Source organism: Vibrio cholerae (genome assembly GCF_008369605.1).
Lineage (GTDB): Bacteria > Pseudomonadota > Gammaproteobacteria > Enterobacterales > Vibrionaceae > Vibrio > Vibrio cholerae.
Genome location: NZ_CP043554.1, coordinates 272,376 through 286,597 on the forward strand (window position 1 = coordinate 272,376; position 14,222 = coordinate 286,597).

Below are 14,222 nucleotides of genomic sequence, written 5' to 3' on the forward strand. Positions count from 1 at the left end.
ATGGAATTGATGGTTAAAGGTGCTAACGCACTAACTGTTTCCGAAACTACTTTCGGACGTGAGTTCAACGAAGCTCTTGTACACCAAGTAGTTGTTGCTTATGCAGCAGGTGCTCGTCAAGGTACTCGTGCTCAAAAGACACGTTCAGAAGTTTCTGGCGGTGGCGCTAAGCCATGGCGTCAAAAAGGTACTGGCCGTGCACGTGCTGGTACAATCCGTAGCCCAATCTGGCGTACAGGTGGTGTTACTTTTGCTGCGAAACCACAAGATCACAGCCAAAAAGTAAACAAGAAAATGTATCGTGGTGCTATGAAGAGCATTCTGTCTGAGCTAGTTCGTCAAGAGCGTTTGATCGTTGTTGAAAACTTCTCAGTTGAAGCTCCAAAGACCAAAGCTCTGGTAGCTAAGCTAAAAGAACTTGAGCTGAACGATGTTCTCATCGTTACTGGCGAAGTAGACGAAAATCTGTTCTTAGCTGCGCGTAACCTGTACAAAGTTGACGTGCGTGACGTAACTGGTATCGACCCAGTAAGCCTGATCGCATTTGACAAGGTTCTAATGACTGCTGCTGCAGTTAAGCAAGTTGAGGAGATGCTGGCATGATCCGTGAAGAGCGTCTACTAAAAGTTCTACGTGCTCCGCACATCTCTGAAAAAGCAACTATGTCTGCTGAGAAATCGAACACTATCGTTTTCAAAGTAGCAAAAGATGCCACTAAGAAAGAGATCAAAGCAGCTGTAGAAAAGCTATTTGAAGTTGAAGTTAAGTCTGTAAATACCCTGATCATCAAGGGTAAGACCAAGCGTCAAGGTCTGCGCCAAGGCCGTCGTTCAGACGTGAAAAAAGCGTACGTGACTTTGAATGAAGGTCAAGATCTTGACTTCGTTGGCGGCGCGGAATAACAGGAGTAGTTGAAAAATGGCTATTGTTAAATGTAAGCCGACTTCGGCTGGTCGTCGTCACGTTGTTAAAGTTGTTAACGCTGACCTGCACAAGGGTAAGCCATACGCACCTCTTCTAGAGAAAAACTCTAAGAACGGTGGTCGTAACAACAACGGTCGTATCACAGTACGTCACATCGGTGGTGGCCACAAGCAACACTACCGTTTGGTTGACTTCAAACGTACTAAAGACGGTATCCCAGCGAAAGTTGAGCGTCTAGAATACGATCCAAACCGTAGCGCAAACATCGCTCTAGTTCTGTACGCAGACGGTGAGCGTCGTTACATCATTGCACCGAAAGGTCTGCAAGCGGGTGACGTTATCCAATCTGGCCCAGATGCGCCGATCAAAGCGGGTAACGCAATGCCAATGCGCAACATCCCAGTTGGTTCAACAATCCACAACGTTGAATTGACTCCAGGAAAAGGCGCTCAGCTGGCTCGTTCTGCTGGTGCTTACGCGCAACTTGTTGCTCGTGATGGTGCATACGTGACTCTACGTCTACGTTCTGGCGAAATGCGTAAAGTACTGTCTGAAGGCCGTGCAACTATCGGTGAAGTAGGCAACGCTGAGCACATGCTGCGTGAACTAGGTAAAGCTGGTGCAGCACGCTGGCGCGGTGTTCGTCCAACCGTTCGCGGTGTGGTAATGAACCCGGTTGACCACCCACACGGTGGTGGTGAAGGCCGTACTTCTGGTGGTCGTCACCCAGTATCTCCTTGGGGCGTTCCAACCAAAGGCTACAAGACACGTAGTAACAAACGCACTGACAAGTACATCGTACGTCGTCGTAATAAGTAATCTATTTAAGAGGATAAGCCATGCCACGTTCTCTCAAGAAAGGTCCATTTATTGACCTACACTTGCTGAAGAAGGTAGAGAAAGCGGTGGAAAGCGGAGACAAAAAGCCTATTAAGACTTGGTCCCGTCGTTCAATGATCATTCCAACAATGATCGGTTTGACCATCGCTGTCCATAATGGTCGTCAACACGTTCCAGTTTTCGTAACTGACGAGATGATCGGTCACAAATTGGGCGAATTTGCACCTACTCGTACTTACCGCGGTCACGCTGCGGATAAGAAAGCTAAGAAGAAATAAGGGGTAAATAATGGAAGCTATCGCTAAACATAACTTTGCTCGTATTTCTCCTCAGAAAGCTCGCTTAGTTGCAGACCAAATCCGCGGTAAATCTGTGGATCAAGCGCTAGAACTTCTGACTTTCAGCAACAAAAAAGCGGCTGAACTGGTTAAGAAAGTTCTGGAATCTGCAATCGCGAACGCAGAGCACAACGAAGGTGCAGACATCGACGATCTACGTGTCGCTAAAATCTTCGTAGATGAGGGCCCAGTCATGAAGCGTATTATGCCTCGTGCTAAAGGCCGTGCGGATCGTATCTTGAAGCGTTCAAGCCACATTACTGTGGTTGTCGCAGATCGCTAAGAGACTAGGAGAGTAAGCAATGGGTCAGAAAGTACATCCAAATGGTATTCGTCTAGGCATCGTTAAGCCTTGGAATGCTACATGGTTTGCTAACACCAAAGATTTCGCTGACAACCTAGACGGCGACTTCAAGGTACGTCAATACCTGTCTAAGGAATTGGCAAACGCGTCTCTGTCACGCATCGTTATCGAACGTCCTGCGAAAAGCATCCGTGTGACTATTCACACTGCTCGTCCAGGTGTTGTTATCGGTAAGAAAGGCGAAGACGTTGAAAAACTGCGTGCAGCAGTAGCAAAAATTGCTGGCGTACCAGCGCAAATCAACATCGCTGAAGTACGTAAGCCTGAGCTGGATGGTCAGCTTGTGGCTGATAGCATCGCGTCTCAACTAGAGCGTCGCGTAATGTTCCGTCGTGCTATGAAGCGCGCAGTACAAAACGCAATGCGCCTAGGCGCTAAAGGTATCAAAGTGGAAGTAAGCGGTCGTTTAGGCGGCGCTGAAATCGCTCGTTCAGAGTGGTATCGTGAAGGTCGCGTACCTCTACACACTCTGCGTGCTGACATTGATTACGCAACTTCTTCGGCTCACACCACCTACGGTGTAATCGGCGTTAAAGTCTGGATCTTCAAAGGTGAGATCCTAGGCGGTATGCCAGCAGCAACTGAAGCTGCAGAGCCAAAGGCTGACAAGCCGAAGAAGCAGCGTAAAGGCCGTAAGTAAGGAGTCGACAGATGCTACAACCTAAACGTACTAAGTTCCGTAAGGTTCAGACTGGTCGTAACCGTGGTCTAGCGAAAGGTACAGAAGTAAGCTTCGGTACTTTTGGTCTTAAAGCTGTAGGCCGTGGTCGTCTGACTGCTCGTCAAATCGAAGCGGCACGTCGTGCTATGACGCGTCATATCAAGCGTCAAGGTAAAATCTGGATCCGTGTGTTCCCAGACAAGCCAATCACTGAAAAACCACTAGAAGTTCGTCAAGGTAAGGGTAAAGGTAACGTTGAGTACTGGGTAGCCCAAATCCAACCTGGTAAGGTTATGTACGAAGTTGATGGTGTACCTGAAGAATTGGCACGTGAAGCGTTCCGCCTAGCGGCTCGCAAACTGCCATTCAAGACTACATTCGTAACTAAGCAGGTGATGTGATGAAAGCACAAGATCTACGCGAAAAAAGCGTTGAAGAGCTGAACTCTGAGCTACTGAATTTGCTGAAAGAGCAGTTCAACTTGCGCATGCAAGCTGCAACTGGTCAACTGCAGCAGACTCATACTCTGAAAGCTGTACGCCGTGATATCGCACGTGTGAAAACTGTTTTGACTGAGAAGGCAGGCGCATAATGAGCGACAAAATTCGTACTCAACTAGGTCGTGTTGTTAGCGACAAGATGGACAAGTCTATCGTTGTTGCTATCGAGCGCATGGTGAAGCACCCTATCTACGGTAAATTCGTTAAGCGCACGACTAAAGTACACGCACATGACGAAAACAACGAGTGTGGCATTGGCGACACTGTTGAAATTCGTGAATGTCGTCCACTGTCTAAGACTAAGTCTTGGACTCTGGTGAAAATTGTAGAAAAAGCGAAGATGTAATCTCCTCTCTTTCTCGCAATTCAGGCGGCTCCAATTATTTTTGGGGCCGCTTGTTTTTTGACTACCCAATCAAAAAAAAGGGTGGTACAATTCGCGTCCCTTTAAAGAGGCAGCCCGACCCGAGATGGGTCTAGTTTTTTTAATATTTAGCGGAGCACTAACATGATCCAAATGCAAACTATGCTGGATGCAGCTGATAACTCAGGCGCTCGCAGCGTAATGTGTATTAAGGTTCTGGGTGGCTCTCACCGTCGTTACGCCCACGTTGGCGACATCATCAAAGTTACCGTTAAGGAAGCAATTCCTCGCGGTAAAGTAAAGAAAGGTGATGTATTAAAGGCGGTGGTAGTTCGCACCCGTAAAGGCGTACGTCGTCCAGACGGTTCTGTCATTCGCTTCGACCGTAATGCTTGCGTTCTGTTGAACAACAACAGTGAGCAACCTATCGGTACACGTATCTTTGGTCCAGTGACTCGTGAACTTCGTAATGCGAAATTCATGAAGATTGTATCACTGGCTCCAGAAGTTCTGTAAGGAGCGGCAACAATGGCAGCTAAAATCCGTCAAAATGACGAAGTAATCGTTCTTGCTGGGAAAGACAAAGGCAAGAAAGGTAAAGTAACTAAGGTTCTGGCAACTGGTAAAGTTATCGTTGAAGGTATCAATCTAGTTAAGAAACACCAGAAACCTGTTCCTGCGATGGGTGTCCAAGGTGGCATCGTTGAGCAAGAAGCAGCGATCGACGTTTCTAACATTGCGATTTTCAACGCAAAAACTGGTAAAGCAGACCGCATCGGTTTCCGTTTCGAAGATGGTAAGAAAGTTCGTTTCTTTAAATCTAACAACGAAATCGTTTCTAACTAATTAGAAGTAATTTGGAGTTCTACTATGGCGAAACTGCATGATTACTACAAGTCGTCTGTAGTCGCTGAGCTGACCAAACAGTTCAGTTACACAAGCGTCATGCAAGTCCCTAGAATTGAGAAAATCACCCTCAATATGGGCGTTGGTGAAGCAATCAACGATAAGAAACTACTTGAAAATGCAGCGTCTGATATGGCGATCATCTCTGGCCAAAAGCCACTGATCACTAAAGCGCGCAAATCTGTAGCTGGTTTCAAAATTCGTGAAGGCTACCCAATTGGTTGTAAAGTAACCTTGCGTGGCGAGCGCATGTGGGATTTCTTGGAGCGTTTGATTTCTATCGCTCTACCACGTGTACGTGACTTCCGCGGTGTTAACGGCAAGTCTTTTGACGGTCGCGGTAACTACAGCATGGGCGTTCGCGAGCAAATCATCTTTCCGGAAATCGACTACGATAAAGTCGATCGTGTACGCGGTCTTGATATCACTATCACGACTACCGCTGGTACCGATGAGGAAGGCCGTGCTCTGCTGGCTGCCTTTAACTTCCCATTCCGTAAGTAAGGTGAAGGGTTACTGTTATGGCTAAACAATCAATGAAAGCACGTGAAGAAAAACGTGCGAAGCTGGTAGCTCAGTTCGCTGAAAAGCGTGCAACTCTGAAAGCTATCATCAGCGATGTAAACGCATCTGAAGAAGATCGTTGGAACGCGGTTCTTAAACTGCAATCTCTTCCACGTGATTCAAGTCGTTCTCGTCAGCGTAACCGTTGCAACCAAACTGGTCGCCCACACGGTTTCCTACGTAAGTTCGGTCTAAGCCGTATTAAAGTTCGTGAAGCTTGCATGAAAGGCGAGATTCCAGGACTTCGTAAGGCTAGCTGGTAATTGCCACTTAATCATTTGGAGTAAAGTTTATGAGCATGCAAGATCCGATTTCGGATATGCTGACCCGCATTCGTAACGGTCAGGCAGCAAACAAAGTTGCTGTAAAAATGCCTTCTTCAAAGCTGAAAGTTGCAATTGCTGCACTTCTGAAAGCAGAAGGTTATATCGCTGATTTCGCTGTTGAAGGCGAAGTGAAAGCAGAGCTGGAAATCACTCTTAAGTATTTCCAAGCAAAACCAGTAATCGAGCAAATCAAACGCGTTTCTCGTCCAGGTCTTCGTGTTTACAAGAAGAAAGACGAGCTGCCATCTGTAATGGGTGGTCTAGGCGTTGCTGTCGTTTCCACTTCCAAGGGTCTGATGTCAGACCGCGCTGCTCGTAAAGCAGGTCTTGGCGGTGAAATCATTTGCTACGTAGCATAATTAAGGAGTAGAACATGTCTCGTGTTGCTAAAGCACCTGTCGCTATTCCAGCTGGCGTAGAGGTGAAACTGAACGGCCAAGAGATCACTATCAAAGGTGCTAAAGGCGAATTAACTCGCGTTTTCCACAATGGTGTAGTGATCGCACAAGAAGACAACCAACTGACTTTTGGTCCACGTGAAGGCGTAGCCAATGCATGGGCACAAGCAGGTACTGCACGTGCTCTTGTTAAGAATATGGTTGTTGGTGTTACTGAAGGCTTTACTAAGAAACTCGTTCTGAAGGGTGTTGGTTACCGTGCTGCTATGAAAGGCAACGCTGTAGGCCTGACTCTGGGTTTCTCTCACCCTGTTGAGCACGAGCTGCCAGCGGGTGTTAAAGCAGAATGTCCAAGCCAAACTGAAATTGTCCTAACTGGTTGCGACAAGCAAGTAGTTGGTCAAGTTGCGGCTGACATTCGTTCTTACCGCGCGCCTGAGCCTTACAAAGGCAAAGGTATTCGTTACGCAGATGAAAATGTGCGTAGTAAAGAAGCTAAGAAGAAGTAAGGTAACACTATGGATAAGAAAGCATCTCGCATCCGTCGTGCTACACGTGCACGTCGTAAGATTGCAGAACTGGGTGCAACTCGCCTAGTAGTACACCGTACTCCTCGTCATGTGTACGCACAAGTGATTGCAGCTAATGGCTCTGAGGTTATCGCCGCCGCTTCTACTGTAGAAAAAGCGATCCGTGAGCAAGTGAAATACACCGGTAACATCGATGCAGCAAAAGCAGTGGGTAAAGCTGTTGCAGAGCGCGCACTTGAAAAAGGCGTAACTGTAGTTGCGTTTGATCGTTCTGGTTTCCAATACCACGGTCGAGTAGCAGCGCTAGCAGATTCTGCTCGCGAAGCTGGTCTGAAATTCTAAGGTAGGGTTGGAAGATGGCTAAAGAACAACAAGTTCAAGCGAATGATTTGCAAGAAAAATTAATCGCAGTTAACCGTGTTTCTAAAACGGTTAAAGGTGGTCGAATCATGAGCTTTACTGCACTGACTGTAGTTGGTGACGGTAACGGTCGTGTAGGTTTCGGTTACGGCAAAGCCCGTGAAGTACCTGCTGCGATCCAAAAAGCAATGGAAAAAGCACGTCGTAGCATGGTTACGATCGCGCTGAACGAAGGTACTCTTCACCACCCAGTGAAAGGTCGCCATTCGGGCTCTAAAGTTTACATGCAGCCTGCTGCAGAAGGTACTGGTGTAATCGCAGGTGGTGCGATGCGTGCAGTACTTGAAGTTGCTGGTGTACACAACGTTTTGTCTAAAGCGTACGGTTCTACTAACCCAATCAACATCGTTCGTGCAACGATTGATGCGCTAGTAGACGTTAAGTCACCAGAAATGGTTGCTGCTAAACGTGGTCTAACTGTTGAAGCGATTTCGGAGTAAGAACACATGGCAACTATTAAAGTAACTCAAACTAAAAGCTCAATTGGTCGCCTGCCAAAGCATAAAGCTACACTGCGCGGTTTAGGCCTTCGTAAAATCAACCACACAGTAGAACTTGAAGATACGCCATGTGTTCGTGGCATGATCAACAAGGTTTACTACATGGTTAAAGTTGAGGAGTAATCATAATGTTATTGAATACTCTATCACCGGCTGCGGGTTCTAAACATGCTCCTAAGCGTTTAGGTCGTGGTGTCGGTTCAGGCCTTGGTAAAACAGGTGGCCGTGGTCACAAAGGTCAAAAGTCACGTTCTGGCGGCAAAGTACGTCCAGGTTTTGAAGGCGGTCAAATGCCTCTGAAACAACGTCTACCAAAATTCGGCTTCACTTCTCGTAAGAGCTTTGTGTCTGCTGAAGTTCGTCTGTCTGAACTGGCGAAAGTAACTGGTGACGTAGTTGATCTGAACGCTCTGAAAGCGGCAAACCTTGTTACTAAAAACATCGAGTTTGCAAAAATCGTTCTTTCTGGCGAGATCAACAAAGCAGTGACTGTAAAAGGTCTGCGCGTGACTAAAGGCGCTAAAGCTGCAATCGAAGCTGCAGGCGGTAAAATCGAGGAATAATCTCGAGGATTGAGGTACAGATGGCTAGAAAACCAGGACAAGATTTTCGTAGTGCTCAGAGCGGCTTAAGTGAACTGAAGTCGCGCTTATTCTTCGTAATTGGTGCACTTTTAGTATTCCGAGCCGGCTCTTTTGTGCCGATTCCTGGTATTGACGCTGCTGTACTTGCCGAATTGTTCGAACAGCAAAAAGGTACCATCGTAGAAATGTTTAACATGTTCTCCGGTGGTGCTCTTGAGCGTGCATCTATTTTAGCACTGGGCATCATGCCGTATATTTCGGCGTCAATTGTTGTCCAGTTGCTAACAGTAGTTCATCCAGCGTTAGCGGAACTCAAGAAAGAGGGTGAAGCAGGCCGTCGTAAGATAAGCCAATATACGCGCTACGGCACGCTTGTACTTGCAACATTCCAAGCGATTGGTATTGCAACAGGCTTACCAAACATGGTCAACAATCTGGTCGTTATCGACCAAACCATGTTTACCCTGATTGCGACCGTGAGTTTAGTAACCGGTACCATGTTCTTAATGTGGTTAGGTGAACAAATTACAGAGCGTGGAATTGGAAACGGTATTTCGATACTGATTTTCGCAGGTATTGTTGCTGGATTGCCTAAAGCAATCGGTCAAACAATCGAGCAAGCGCGTCAAGGTGAACTGCATGTACTTCTTCTGCTGTTAATCGCAGTGTTAGCTTTTGCTGTGATTTACTTCGTTGTTTTCATGGAGCGTGGTCAACGTCGTATCGTTGTGAACTACGCAAAGCGTCAACAAGGTCGTAAAGTGTTCGCAGCACAAAGCACTCACTTGCCGTTGAAAATCAACATGGCTGGTGTAATTCCTGCGATTTTTGCGTCAAGCATTATCCTGTTCCCAGGAACATTGGCGCAGTGGTTTGGTCAGAACGGCGAAAGCAGCACATTCGGTTGGCTAACTGATGTGTCTTTAGCTTTGAGCCCAGGCCAGCCTCTGTATGTAATGCTTTATGCAGCGGCGATTATCTTCTTCTGTTTCTTCTATACCGCGTTGGTGTTTAACCCGCGTGAAACGGCAGATAACTTGAAGAAGTCTGGTGCATTCGTACCCGGTATCCGCCCAGGTGAGCAGACAGCGAAATATATCGATAAAGTAATGACACGTTTAACCCTTGCAGGTGCACTGTATATTACTTTTATCTGTCTGATCCCTGAGTTCATGATGGTCGCTTGGAACGTACGTTTCTACTTTGGCGGCACATCACTACTGATTGTAGTTGTCGTGATCATGGACTTTATGGCACAGGTACAGACCCATTTGATGTCTCATCAATATGAGTCTGTGTTGAAAAAAGCAAATCTGAAAGGCTACGGCCGTTAATACGGCAGGCAGTTCAGATAGATTTACGGAGTTTAGCAATGAAAGTTCGTGCTTCCGTTAAAAAAATCTGCCGTAACTGTAAAGTTATCAAGCGTAACGGTGTCGTTCGCGTGATTTGCAGTGAGCCAAAGCACAAGCAGCGCCAAGGCTAATTAGCAGAAATTTTTTACTTGAAAATTAAGGTAGTGTCGAGTATATTCCTCGGCCTACCTTTTGCGTGCAAAAGAAGTAGTATACCGCAACGTATCCTCGACGGGCTTTGTTGCGGGTAATTCTTTGATGAAAGTACTAGGAGTGCATAGTGGCCCGTATAGCAGGCATTAACATTCCTGATCATAAACACGCTGTAATCGCTCTAACTGCGATCTACGGTATCGGCAAAACTCGTTCAAAAGCTATTCTAGCTGACCTGGGTATTGCTGAGAGTGTTAAGATCAGTGAACTAACTGAAGAGCAGATCGATCAACTGCGTGATGGTGTAGCTAAGTACACTGTAGAGGGTGATCTACGTCGTGAAGTTTCCATGAACATCAAGCGCCTAATGGATCTTGGTTGTTACCGTGGTCTTCGTCATCGTCGCAGTCTACCACTACGTGGACAGCGTACTAAAACCAACGCTCGCACCCGTAAGGGTCCGCGTAAGCCGATCAAGAAATAATCGGGAAGGGTAGAGTACAATGGCTAAACAACCAACTCGCGCACGTAAGCGTGTACGCAAGCAAGTTGCTGATGGCGTAGCGCATATCCACGCATCTTTCAACAACACAATCGTAACCATTACGGACCGTCAAGGTAATGCTCTTGCTTGGGCAACTGCTGGTGGTTCTGGTTTCCGCGGTTCTCGTAAGTCTACTCCGTTCGCTGCACAGGTTGCTGCTGAGCGTTGTGCTGAAATGGCTAAAGAATACGGCCTAAAGAACCTAGAGGTTATGGTTAAGGGTCCTGGTCCAGGTCGTGAATCTACTGTTCGCGCTCTGAATGCAGCTGGTTTCCGTATCACGAACATCGTTGATGCTACACCAATCCCTCATAACGGTTGTCGTCCACCGAAGAAACGTCGCGTTTAACGTTTCTAGGAAGATTGGAGAAAGATCATGGCAAGATATTTGGGTCCTAAGCTGAAGCTTAGCCGCCGCGAAGGTACTGACTTGTTCCTTAAGTCAGGCGTTCGTGCGATTGATACCAAGTGTAAAATTGATAACGCACCAGGCGTACACGGCGCTCGTCGCGGTCGTCTGTCTGAGTATGGCGTTCAGCTTCGTGAGAAGCAAAAAGTTCGTCGTATTTATGGCGTTTTAGAAAAACAATTCCGTAACTACTACAAAGAAGCTGCTCGCCTGAAAGGCAACACAGGTGAAAACCTGCTTCAGCTTCTGGAAGGTCGTCTGGATAACGTAGTTTACCGTATGGGTTTTGGTGCAACTCGCGCTGAAGCACGTCAGCTGGTTAGCCACAAAGCTATCCTAGTAAACGGTAAAGTAGTAAACGTTCCTTCTTTCAATGTTGCGGCAAACGACGTTGTTGCAGTTCGTGAGAAAGCGAAAAAGCAATCTCGCATCAAAGCGGCTCTAGAAGTTGCTGAACAACGCGAAAAACCAACTTGGATTGAAGTCGATGTAAACACGATGGAAGGTACTTTCAAGCGTATGCCTGAGCGTTCCGATCTGTCTGCTGACATCAACGAACAATTGATCGTCGAGCTTTACTCTAAGTAAGGTTTAAACTAAAGAGAGGACACAATGCAGGGTTCTGTAACAGAATTTCTTAAGCCACGTCTTGTTGATATCGAACAAATCAGCACGACACACGCAAAAGTAACTCTTGAGCCGTTAGAGCGTGGTTTCGGCCATACTCTGGGTAATGCACTTCGCCGTATTCTTCTATCTTCAATGCCAGGTTGTGCTGTGACTGAAGTAGAGATTGAAGGCGTTCTTCACGAGTACAGCACCAAAGAAGGTGTTCAGGAAGATATCCTTGAGATTCTCTTGAACCTGAAAGGTCTGGCTGTTCGCGTTGCCGAAGGCAAAGATGAAGTGTTCATTACACTGAACAAATCAGGCTCGGGCCCTGTGGTTGCAGGTGACATCACCCATGACGGTGATGTAGAGATCGTAAACCCTGAACACGTTATTTGTCATTTAACTTCTGACAATGCTGCGATCGCTATGCGTATCAAAGTAGAACGTGGTCGTGGTTATGTTCCAGCTTCTGCCCGTATCCATACTGAAGAAGATGAGCGTCCAATTGGTCGTTTGCTTGTTGACGCGACTTTCAGCCCAGTAGACAAAATTGCCTACTCTGTTGAAGCAGCTCGTGTTGAACAGCGTACTGACTTGGACAAGCTTGTTATCGATATGGAAACTAACGGTACTCTTGAGCCTGAGGAAGCAATCCGTCGCGCAGCAACAATTCTTGCTGAGCAATTGGATGCGTTCGTAGATCTTCGTGATGTACGTGTACCTGAGGAGAAGGAAGAGAAGCCAGAATTCGATCCGATCCTACTGCGTCCTGTAGACGATCTTGAACTAACAGTTCGCTCTGCTAACTGTCTGAAAGCAGAAGCGATTCACTACATCGGTGATCTGGTACAGCGCACTGAGGTTGAGCTTCTTAAAACGCCAAACCTCGGTAAGAAGTCTCTTACAGAGATTAAAGACGTGCTTGCATCACGTGGTCTGTCTCTGGGCATGCGTCTAGAAAACTGGCCACCAGCGTCAATCGCTGAAGATTAATCGATATTAGTTAGAAGGATTAGGTCATGCGCCATCGTAAGAGTGGTCGTCAACTCAACCGCAACAGCAGTCATCGCAAAGCGATGTTCAGCAACATGGCTAGCTCTCTAGTACGTCATGAAGTTATCAAGACTACTTTGCCAAAAGCGAAAGAGCTGCGTCGCGTCGTTGAGCCTTTGATTACACTAGCTAAGACTGACAGTGTTGCTAACCGTCGTCTAGCATTTGCTCGCACTCGTGATAACGAAGTGGTAGCAAAACTGTTTAACGAACTAGGTCCACGTTTCGCTGCACGTCAAGGCGGCTACACTCGTATTCTGAAGTGTGGTTTCCGTGCAGGTGACAAAGCTCCAATGGCATACATTGAGCTGGTTGATCGCCCAGAAGCTGCTGTTGAAGCTGCTGCTGAGTAATCAGTTCGTCATGCAATAAAAGAGCCGGGCTAGCCCGGCTTTTTTATTTCTATTTTCTGCTTTATCTGGGTGTGAAAAGTGGGTGTTGTGCTTTTTCACACTGTATCTCGATTTCACACTGTATATCGATAGTGGGCATGGCATTACTGCCATAGCTTACCTAATGACGCCAATAGGTCTTGACTCGCACCTTGCTGAGTCAGGTATTGCATCAAAACAGGCACGAACTGTTCAACCATGCTGGCATCCAGTCCTAATGTATTAAAGGCTTGGTTCACTTCTTTGCGTTGCAAAATTGTGCTGAGGTTTTGATTTGGGATGAGACCATTCAAATCATTAAGGTTTGGGATTAATTGGAGCAACTCGCTTTTTTGATCGGCATTTAGGTTGTTTTGAGCCTGTGCAAGCAAGGTTGCTACGCCACCTCCCGCTTGTTGCGGTGAAAGAGGAAATTGACTGGTAAATTGAGTCAATAACTCTTGGGTTGCTTTGGATTGGGAGAGGGTTTCACCAACTAATCCAGCGAGGTCGTTTGAACCTAAAGATTTGAGGTCAGGGAAAGCCAGAGCGGATGTGCTGGCGAGCGTCGAAATAAGTAAGGCAGTAAAACGATAATGCATGATCACTCTCCATAAATGGCGCGTAACGTATTTTCTTATTCGGTTCGAAGGTTCAGATCGAAACCTTGGATGTGAGATAGTTTAATGAAAAAAGAGCGACCCAGTGGGTCGCTCTTTGTCACATAATTGCGAAAGCGAAACTTACAGGATATCCAGCAGTTCGACTTCAAATACTAACGCTGCAAACGGAGGAATCGCTGCGCCTGCGCCACGCTCGCCATAAGCAAGGTTGTGTGGAATGTAGAGTTTCCACTTAGAACCAACAGGCATCAGTTGCAGAGCTTCAACCCAACCGCGGATCACGCCTGTCACCGGGAATTCAGCAGGTTGGCCGCGTGATACTGAGCTATCAAACACAGTGCCATCAACCAGTTGGCCGTGGTAGTGTACGCGAACTGACTTATCGGATGTTGGGATTGCGCCATTACCTTTAACCAGTACTTCGTACTGCAGGCCCGACTCAAGAACCGTCACTTCTGGACGTAGAGCATTATCTTTCAGGAAAGCTTCACCTTCAGAAGCGGCCACTTTAGCGGCTTCTTGGCGGGCTTCTTCAGCACGCATATGAATCGCATGTAGAGCTTGGTTGATCTCATCAACAGAAATCGCTGGCTGCTCGCCAACAAGAGCGGTGGCGATACCCGCAGCAATTGCCGCTACGTTTAAGCCTTCAAGGCCACTACCTGCCAACTGTTGACCCATTTGTAGGCCAATGCCGTAGCTTGCTTTCTGTTCTACGGTTTCAAATTTTACTTCAGACATAAAAGTCACTCTTGGTCGTTCAATAAAGGCGACAGAATAGCAGGTTAGGTAGAGTGATGAAACGTTTAGCGCCCAATCGTTGCTATCCGTTCGGTGTGACTTGTCGCAGAAAGTTCAGCGAAAAACTTCAAGTTTGTGTCAA

Annotated in this window: 28 protein-coding genes; 26 read left to right on the top strand and 2 right to left on the bottom strand. The window is 46.9% G+C overall.

Translation table 11 applies throughout. The features are described from left to right. The 26 genes from rplD to rplQ all read left to right on the top strand — a co-directional run bounded on the left by rplD (window position 1) and on the right by rplQ (window position 12,698). Window positions 1-603 carry a 50S ribosomal protein L4 gene (gene rplD / locus F0316_RS01320; RefSeq protein WP_000422344.1) on the top strand — a complete coding sequence of 201 codons (603 nt, stop codon included), beginning with the start codon at window positions 1-3 and terminating at the stop codon, window positions 601-603. Further along, window positions 600-902, top strand: a complete 303-nt coding sequence (gene rplW, locus F0316_RS01325; RefSeq protein WP_000617542.1) for a 50S ribosomal protein L23 — start codon at window positions 600-602, stop codon at window positions 900-902. Before rplD ends, rplW begins: the two co-directional genes overlap by 4 nt. Window positions 903-918: 16 nt before the next feature. Next, window positions 919-1,743 (top strand): 50S ribosomal protein L2, encoded by an 825-nt coding sequence (gene rplB, locus F0316_RS01330; RefSeq protein ID WP_001018908.1) that lies wholly within the window; start codon window positions 919-921, stop codon window positions 1,741-1,743. 20 nt (window positions 1,744-1,763) lie between these two features. Beyond that, a complete protein-coding gene (gene rpsS / locus F0316_RS01335; protein ID WP_001138114.1) occupies window positions 1,764-2,042 on the top strand; it encodes a 30S ribosomal protein S19 in 279 nt (92 codons plus the stop codon). Window positions 2,043-2,052: 10 nt separating this feature from the next. Further along, window positions 2,053-2,385 (top strand): 50S ribosomal protein L22, encoded by a 333-nt coding sequence (gene rplV, locus F0316_RS01340; protein WP_000387269.1) that lies wholly within the window; start codon window positions 2,053-2,055, stop codon window positions 2,383-2,385. Window positions 2,386-2,404: 19 nt separating this feature from the next. Next, window positions 2,405-3,106: a 30S ribosomal protein S3 gene (gene rpsC / locus F0316_RS01345; protein WP_000529940.1), complete on the top strand. Its 702-nt coding sequence runs from the start codon at window positions 2,405-2,407 to the stop codon at window positions 3,104-3,106. An 11-nt stretch (window positions 3,107-3,117) separates the two neighbouring features. Next, window positions 3,118-3,528, top strand: coding sequence for a 50S ribosomal protein L16 (gene rplP, locus F0316_RS01350; RefSeq protein ID WP_000941219.1), 411 nt, complete (start codon window positions 3,118-3,120; stop codon window positions 3,526-3,528). Then, window positions 3,528-3,719, top strand: a complete 192-nt coding sequence (rpmC, locus tag F0316_RS01355) for a 50S ribosomal protein L29 (protein ID WP_000647192.1) — start codon at window positions 3,528-3,530, stop codon at window positions 3,717-3,719. The genes rplP and rpmC overlap by 1 nt, the downstream gene beginning before the upstream one ends. Then, window positions 3,719-3,973, top strand: coding sequence for a 30S ribosomal protein S17 (rpsQ, locus tag F0316_RS01360; RefSeq protein ID WP_001280803.1), 255 nt, complete (start codon window positions 3,719-3,721; stop codon window positions 3,971-3,973). Before rpmC ends, rpsQ begins: the two co-directional genes overlap by 1 nt. A gap of 162 nt (window positions 3,974-4,135) precedes the next feature. Continuing rightward, window positions 4,136-4,507 (top strand): 50S ribosomal protein L14, encoded by a 372-nt coding sequence (rplN, locus tag F0316_RS01365; RefSeq protein WP_000615540.1) that lies wholly within the window; start codon window positions 4,136-4,138, stop codon window positions 4,505-4,507. Between the two features lie 12 nt (window positions 4,508-4,519). After that, window positions 4,520-4,837 carry a 50S ribosomal protein L24 gene (gene rplX, locus F0316_RS01370; protein WP_000729178.1) on the top strand — a complete coding sequence of 106 codons (318 nt, stop codon included), beginning with the start codon at window positions 4,520-4,522 and terminating at the stop codon, window positions 4,835-4,837. A 24-nt stretch (window positions 4,838-4,861) separates the two neighbouring features. Continuing rightward, window positions 4,862-5,401: a 50S ribosomal protein L5 gene (rplE, locus tag F0316_RS01375; RefSeq protein WP_001096208.1), complete on the top strand. Its 540-nt coding sequence runs from the start codon at window positions 4,862-4,864 to the stop codon at window positions 5,399-5,401. Between the two features lie 17 nt (window positions 5,402-5,418). After that, entirely contained in the window at window positions 5,419-5,724 is a 306-nt protein-coding gene (gene rpsN / locus F0316_RS01380) for a 30S ribosomal protein S14 (protein ID WP_001118926.1), read from the top strand. Between the two features lie 29 nt (window positions 5,725-5,753). Further along, complete coding sequence (rpsH, locus tag F0316_RS01385) at window positions 5,754-6,146, top strand: 30S ribosomal protein S8 (RefSeq protein ID WP_000062614.1); 393 nt, start codon at window positions 5,754-5,756, stop codon at window positions 6,144-6,146. Window positions 6,147-6,160: 14 nt separating this feature from the next. Beyond that, window positions 6,161-6,694, top strand: a complete 534-nt coding sequence (rplF, locus tag F0316_RS01390) for a 50S ribosomal protein L6 (RefSeq protein WP_000091929.1) — start codon at window positions 6,161-6,163, stop codon at window positions 6,692-6,694. Window positions 6,695-6,703: 9 nt separating this feature from the next. Beyond that, entirely contained in the window at window positions 6,704-7,057 is a 354-nt protein-coding gene (gene rplR, locus F0316_RS01395; RefSeq protein ID WP_000358092.1) for a 50S ribosomal protein L18, read from the top strand. Between the two features lie 14 nt (window positions 7,058-7,071). Beyond that, a complete protein-coding gene (gene rpsE / locus F0316_RS01400) occupies window positions 7,072-7,575 on the top strand; it encodes a 30S ribosomal protein S5 (RefSeq protein ID WP_001040926.1) in 504 nt (167 codons plus the stop codon). 6 nt (window positions 7,576-7,581) lie between these two features. Continuing rightward, on the top strand, window positions 7,582-7,758 hold the full coding sequence (gene rpmD, locus F0316_RS01405; protein ID WP_000201159.1) for a 50S ribosomal protein L30: 177 nt from the start codon (window positions 7,582-7,584) through the stop codon (window positions 7,756-7,758). Window positions 7,759-7,763: 5 nt separating this feature from the next. Beyond that, on the top strand, window positions 7,764-8,198 hold the full coding sequence (rplO, locus tag F0316_RS01410; protein ID WP_000926115.1) for a 50S ribosomal protein L15: 435 nt from the start codon (window positions 7,764-7,766) through the stop codon (window positions 8,196-8,198). A 20-nt stretch (window positions 8,199-8,218) separates the two neighbouring features. Continuing rightward, window positions 8,219-9,553, top strand: coding sequence for a preprotein translocase subunit SecY (gene secY, locus F0316_RS01415; protein WP_000101599.1), 1,335 nt, complete (start codon window positions 8,219-8,221; stop codon window positions 9,551-9,553). Window positions 9,554-9,591: 38 nt separating this feature from the next. Next, window positions 9,592-9,705 (top strand): 50S ribosomal protein L36, encoded by a 114-nt coding sequence (rpmJ, locus tag F0316_RS01420; RefSeq protein WP_000868186.1) that lies wholly within the window; start codon window positions 9,592-9,594, stop codon window positions 9,703-9,705. Window positions 9,706-9,854: 149 nt separating this feature from the next. Beyond that, window positions 9,855-10,211 (top strand): 30S ribosomal protein S13, encoded by a 357-nt coding sequence (gene rpsM / locus F0316_RS01425; protein ID WP_000090771.1) that lies wholly within the window; start codon window positions 9,855-9,857, stop codon window positions 10,209-10,211. Window positions 10,212-10,230: 19 nt separating this feature from the next. Continuing rightward, a complete protein-coding gene (gene rpsK / locus F0316_RS01430; protein ID WP_001118870.1) occupies window positions 10,231-10,620 on the top strand; it encodes a 30S ribosomal protein S11 in 390 nt (129 codons plus the stop codon). Window positions 10,621-10,647: 27 nt separating this feature from the next. Beyond that, window positions 10,648-11,268 (top strand): 30S ribosomal protein S4, encoded by a 621-nt coding sequence (rpsD, locus tag F0316_RS01435; protein ID WP_000135216.1) that lies wholly within the window; start codon window positions 10,648-10,650, stop codon window positions 11,266-11,268. A gap of 24 nt (window positions 11,269-11,292) precedes the next feature. After that, a complete protein-coding gene (locus F0316_RS01440; protein WP_001162087.1) occupies window positions 11,293-12,285 on the top strand; it encodes a DNA-directed RNA polymerase subunit alpha in 993 nt (330 codons plus the stop codon). A gap of 26 nt (window positions 12,286-12,311) precedes the next feature. Next, window positions 12,312-12,698 (top strand): 50S ribosomal protein L17, encoded by a 387-nt coding sequence (rplQ, locus tag F0316_RS01445; RefSeq protein ID WP_001216360.1) that lies wholly within the window; start codon window positions 12,312-12,314, stop codon window positions 12,696-12,698. A gap of 143 nt (window positions 12,699-12,841) precedes the next feature. Here the strand turns inward: rplQ and F0316_RS01450 are convergent, their stop codons facing one another. Both F0316_RS01450 and F0316_RS01455 read right to left on the bottom strand, forming a co-directional pair. After that, entirely contained in the window at window positions 12,842-13,318 is a 477-nt protein-coding gene (locus F0316_RS01450; protein WP_000559325.1) for a DUF2780 domain-containing protein, read from the bottom strand. Between the two features lie 141 nt (window positions 13,319-13,459). Next, window positions 13,460-14,080 carry an FKBP-type peptidyl-prolyl cis-trans isomerase gene (locus F0316_RS01455; protein ID WP_044127011.1) on the bottom strand — a complete coding sequence of 207 codons (621 nt, stop codon included), beginning with the start codon at window positions 14,078-14,080 and terminating at the stop codon, window positions 13,460-13,462. Window positions 14,081-14,222 lie beyond the last annotated feature (142 nt).